At 55.8% G+C, this 5,007-nt stretch carries 6 protein-coding genes; all 6 read right to left on the reverse strand.

The window, feature by feature from the left end; translation table 11 throughout:
• Positions 1 to 259, reverse strand: a 259-nt coding sequence (locus tag GX016_10265) for a DUF2619 domain-containing protein (protein HHT71926.1), incomplete at its 3' end; no start/stop codon positions are given.
• 98 nt (positions 260 to 357) lie between these two features.
• On the reverse strand, positions 358 to 1,131 hold the full coding sequence (locus GX016_10270; GenBank protein ID HHT71927.1) for a putative hydro-lyase: 774 nt from the start codon (positions 1,129 to 1,131) through the stop codon (positions 358 to 360).
• A gap of 83 nt (positions 1,132 to 1,214) precedes the next feature.
• Positions 1,215 to 1,985: a LamB/YcsF family protein gene (locus GX016_10275; protein HHT71928.1), complete on the reverse strand. Its 771-nt coding sequence runs from the start codon at positions 1,983 to 1,985 to the stop codon at positions 1,215 to 1,217.
• Between the two features lie 17 nt (positions 1,986 to 2,002).
• Positions 2,003 to 3,031 carry a biotin-dependent carboxyltransferase gene (locus tag GX016_10280; protein ID HHT71929.1) on the reverse strand — a complete coding sequence of 343 codons (1,029 nt, stop codon included), beginning with the start codon at positions 3,029 to 3,031 and terminating at the stop codon, positions 2,003 to 2,005.
• Positions 3,028 to 3,774, reverse strand: a complete 747-nt coding sequence (pxpB, locus tag GX016_10285) for a 5-oxoprolinase subunit PxpB (GenBank protein HHT71930.1) — start codon at positions 3,772 to 3,774, stop codon at positions 3,028 to 3,030. Before pxpB ends, GX016_10280 begins: the two co-directional genes overlap by 4 nt.
• Positions 3,775 to 3,791: 17 nt before the next feature.
• On the reverse strand, positions 3,792 to 5,000 hold the full coding sequence (locus GX016_10290; protein HHT71931.1) for a divalent metal cation transporter: 1,209 nt from the start codon (positions 4,998 to 5,000) through the stop codon (positions 3,792 to 3,794).
• Positions 5,001 to 5,007 lie beyond the last annotated feature (7 nt).

Raw genomic sequence — 5,007 nt, forward strand, 5'->3', positions numbered from 1 at the left:
CTGCCGCCAGTACGATCAAGATGACGGCACCAAGAAGGAGAGCGACTTTCAGGGGCGGAACTTGGCCGATCATTCCAGCCAGGCCCAGGCTGCTCACCACCAGAAAGACAGTGGGCCCGATGATGCCCAGCCAGGCGTTAACCTGAAATGCTTGCTCTACCTTACCCAGCCGAAGCATCAAGGTAGCCCCGCCGATCTCCAACAGGCCAGCCAAAAAACGCATAGCTGCCATGGCTAGAATCAAGCTGCTTTCGAACAAAAAATACACCCCCTGTTCTTAGCTACATTTACTAAAGGCTCATGACAATATATGGGCCTTTATTAGTGCCAAGAACAGGGGGCCAAACAAGCTGCCGTCTACAATGCGGCCAGTTCTTCGTTTTTGAGGTCGGTAATGAACATATGTCCCGGAGCATGGGTAATCATAAAATCGGGTTTGGCTTCCATGGCTACAGCTTGAGGAGTACAGCCGCAGGCCCAAAATACAGGCACTTCCCCGGAGTGTATGGTGACGGCATCACCAAGATCGGGTTTATCAATATTAAAAATACCGATTACGGCCGGATCGCCCACATGTAGGGGCGCGCCGTGTACGGCCGGATAACGGGACGTAACTTGCACCGCCCGCACTACCTGCTGCGGCGGGATCGGCCGCATGCTGACCACTACGGGACCGTGAAATACGCCGGCCGGGACACATTGGATGCTGGTAATGTACATAGGCACGTTTCGATTTTCCTCGATATGCCGGACTGGAATACCGGCACCCAGCAGCGCGGCTTCAAAAGTGAAGCTACAGCCCAGGAGAAACCCGGTCAGATCTTCACGCCAGTAAGATGTGATGTCGGTGACTTCGGCTTTAAGCTCGCCCTGCTCCCAGATACGATACTTAGGAAGATCGGTTCTAAGGTCGGCTGCCGGTGCCGCCAGACGCGGGACCGGGGAACCGGGCTCGGTTACGTCTAGAACCGGGCAGGGTTTTGGGTTGCGCAAGCAAAACAGGAGAAAGTCGAAAGCGTACTTTTGTGGCAAGATCACCAGGTTTGCCTGAGCATATCCGGGAGCCAAACCGGGAGTAGGGGAGGTGAAATCACCCCGTCTGATGGTTTGGCGCAATTCCTGAACAGACATGTCTTGTACCCGCAACACAGAAATCCTCCCTTCGTTGCGCCGGCGGGGCTGAGCACCGCCGGCGCTTACTGCTGATGTAGTTGTTAAGACACTACATTGGCTAAGGGAACCACATCGACTCCGGCTTGTTGTAGAGCCGTGCGGATACTGCTTACGAATTCAATGGCCTCGGGGTTGTCACCGTGGACACAGATACTGTCGGCACAGATATGGATGTCTTCACCGTTTATGGCGGTGACTTTCCCTTCGGTTACCATGCGAACCACGCGGGGTACGGCAATGTTTGGGTCGTGGATCATGGCCCCGGGCTGGGAACGAGGCACCAAGGTGCCGTCTGGGTTATAGCCGCGGTCAGCAAAGACCTCTTGGGCGACTTTAAGCCCGGCTTTTTTGGCCGCCGCTATCATTTCGGAAGCGGCCAGACCCAGAAGAATGGCTTCCGGAGCCGCCGCCTTAATTCCGGCTGCGATGGCTTCAGCTAAAGCCGGGTCTTTGGCGGCCATATTGTACAAAGCGCCATGGGCCTTAACATGCTGCAATGGCTGCCCGGCTGCCCGGGCAAAAGCCGCCAGGGCTCCCACTTGATAGATAATGAGATTCTGGACTTCTTGGCGTGTGAACTTCATTTGCCGTCGCCCGAAGCCTTGCAGGTCGGGAAAACCGGGATGAGCACCGATACCTACCTTATTTTCTACGGCCAGGGCCACGGTCTTTTCCATCACCATGAAATCTCCGGCGTGGAACCCGCAGGCAATGTTGGCCGAGGTGACGTGGCGCAGCACTTCGGCGTCCAAACCGAGTTTATAAGCACCGAAGCTCTCACCTACGTCCGAATTGAGATCTACCTTGACCACCTGTTTCACCCCCAATGTTACTCTACTTCTTCCACCTGAGTGGCAAAGGTTTCGCCGGCAATGCTGATGCGAAACTGCCAGGTGCGGCCGCTGGCTGCGGGCAGGGATTCGGCCCACTCTTTTAAGGCGGCCTCCCGTTCCCGGAGCAATTGGATGCTCTCGCTGACGGTGATGGGCTCAAAGCGGATTTTGTCCCCGGGTTTAGCTTGGCCGATTCGGCCAAGATCTACACTGCACACATTAGCTATTTTCGGGTAACCGCCGGTGGTTTGCCGATCCGCCAGCATAACAATGGGTAGCCCGTGCCCGGGAACTTGGACGGCGCCTAGCGGGATGCCGTCGGAGATAATGTCGGCTCCGGCCAAGTGTTCAATGGTGGGACCCTCTAGGCGATATCCCATCCGGTCGGCTTCGGTAGTCACAGCGTATTCAGACTGCAAGAAGGTATCTTGTCCGGCTGAAGTAAAATGATCTTCCTGTGGGCCCAGGATAACCCGGAGAGTTATCTTGGGTTGATACGTTGGGATCAAGGCTGGGGCTAATCGGGTTCCCGACGGGATGTTCTTTTCTCGCTGAGAGCCGGCGGCAATGTGATCGCCGGCTTTCAAGGCCCGCCCGTCCAGTCCTCCGATTTTACCGCGCAGGTAGGTGGAGCGGCTGCCCATAACCTCCGGCACATCAATCCCACCGGCCACGGCCAGATAAGCCCGGCAGCCGCTTTTGGCAGCGGTGAAGGCAATCTCATCGCCGGATTTAACCGCTACCGTTTCCCAGCGGGGGAACTCTTGCCCGTTAATTTCGGCCCCTAAATCGGCCCCGGTTAGGGCCAGCTTGATGGGTGCCAGCACTTTTAGTTGAGGGCCGAGCAGGGTCAGTTCCAGAGCGGCGGCTCCTTCCTGATTTCCTACCAAGATGTTAGCGATGCGCAAGGCGTACTCATCTACGGCCCCGGCCACTGGCATACCAAAGGCTTGGTAGCCGTGGCGACCGCGGTCTTGAACGGTGGTTAGCAGGCCGGGAGCGATTACTTCAAGGACCGGTGTCATTTGGCCTCCCTCCCTGCTGACAGTGGTTCCTGTCTAATCTGATAGGTGCCGGCTTTCACTTGGTGGGCAATTTCCTCGTATTCGTCTTGGCTAACGGCCACAAAACGAACGTAGTTACCGGCTTTCAGCAGTACAGGTGGGTCTCGAAACGGATCGTATAATTTGAGAGGGGTACGGCCGATAAGTTGCCATCCGCCCGGGCTGTCAATGGGATAGATGCCCGTTTGTTTACCGGCGATACCAGTAGATCCGGCCGGAATGTGGGTTCGTGGGGTTTTCAGCCGCGGGGTGGCCAGCCGCTCATCCATACCACCCAGATAGGAAAACCCCGGGGTGAAGCCCAGCATGTAGATCAGGTAATCAGTGGCGGTATGGAGCCGGATAACCTCTTCCGCCCCTAAGCCGGTGTGCTCACAGACATGATCGAGATCGGGACCGAATTCGCCGCCGTAACAGACCGGTGCGAAGGCTACATCAGGTGCCGGCAGTTCCAGATCGCCCAGATTGTCGATAAGATCGAGCAGATGTTGTTCCAGCACCTTCGGTTGTACCACTAGCGGGTTGAAGTGGAGCAAGACCGACCTGTACGTGGGCACCAGCTCTACCACGCCGGCGAGGGATTCTGCTTCCAGGGCCGCTGTCAACGACCGGACGCGAGCATTGATTTCCGGGGCAATTTCATTGCCGAACTCCACCACCAGAGCACTGTCTCCGGCCGGGAGTAACCGTGGTTGTTCGTACATCCGTTATGCCTCCTAGGTTATTTCTGCCACAGCGCTGCCATGCCTTTGAGCGAAGTGATGCCCATATAGAGGGTAACAGCGACAATAATAATGCCGAAGATTAAGAGCCAGGCAGGATGTTCGTAATCGCCGACGATATCTTTTCGCTTCGAAGCAAACAAAATTGTGCCCAAAGTAAGGGGCAAAATTAAGCCGTTAAGTGAGCCGGCTAAGACCAGTAAGGTGACTGGCCGACCGACGGTAACGAACAGCAAGGTGGAAGCGGCGATGAAGCCCATAATCCATTTCGGTACGTTGCGTTCAATGGTGTCAAAAAGTGTGCGCAAGAAAGAGACCGAGGTATACGAAGCTCCTACCACCGAGGTAATGGCCGCCGACCACAATACAACGCCGAAGAACTTGTAACCCAGCATGCCGGCGCCAATCTGGAACGCTGAGGCCGGTGGGTTGGCCGGGTCCAAGGAGGCACCGGTGGATACTACGCCCAGGACAGCCAGGAACAACAGCACGCGCATGATCCCGGCGATAGCCATGCCGTTGATGGCACTGCGGTTCACCTTCTCCAGATTATCGGACCCCATGATTCCGGCATCCAACAGGCGGTGGCCACCGGAGAAAGAAATATAACCGCCCACAGTTCCGCCGACCAAGGTGATAATAGAGAGCAAAGAGACCTCAGTGGGAGCTACCATGCGCACCACAGCTTCGCCCACCGGCGGCTTAGTGACGGCACTGACGTAAAGAGTGAGGGCAATCATAAGCAAGCCCAAATACTTAGTAAAACTATCCATAGTCCGGCCGATTTCTTTGGACGAGAAAATGCCGAAGGCAATGACAGCGGAAATTATCGCTCCCAGCTTCAAATCCAGGCCGAAGAGCACATTCAGACCTAGGGCGGCGCCGCCCACGTTGCCGATATTGAAAGCTAAACCGCCCAAGGCAACCAGGAAGGCCACCACATAACCGAGACCGGGGAGCACTTTGTTGGCGATGTCTTGACCACGCAGGCCGGACATGGAGATAACGCGCCAAATGTTGAGTTGAGCGCCCAGACTGAGGATTACGGATGTCAAAATAACGAAGGCGAAATTGGCCCGAAGCTGTTCAGTGAACAAAGCTGTTTGAGTCAGAAAACCGGGACCGATGGCGGACGTTGCCATCAAGAACGCTGCACCTAGCAACACATTGGCTATGTTGCGCTGATCATCAGATCCTTTGGGTTTCATGGACTTA

The organism is Bacillota bacterium (assembly GCA_012837285.1).
Classification (GTDB): domain Bacteria; phylum Bacillota; class DTU030; order DUMP01; family DUMP01; genus DUNI01.

Bases quoted from the DNA above. Each gene is read 5' to 3' on its own strand.
- GX016_10270 (HHT71927.1), bottom strand. From the start codon at position 1,131: ATGTCTGTTCAGGAATTGCGCCAAACCATCAGACGGGGTGATTTCACC.
- GX016_10280 (HHT71929.1), bottom strand. From the start codon at position 3,031: ATGACACCGGTCCTTGAAGTAATCGCTCCCGGCCTGCTAACCACCGTT.
- pxpB (HHT71930.1), bottom strand. From the start codon at position 3,774: ATGTACGAACAACCACGGTTACTCCCGGCCGGAGACAGTGCTCTGGTG.
- GX016_10290 (HHT71931.1), bottom strand. From the start codon at position 5,000: ATGAAACCCAAAGGATCTGATGATCAGCGCAACATAGCCAATGTGTTG.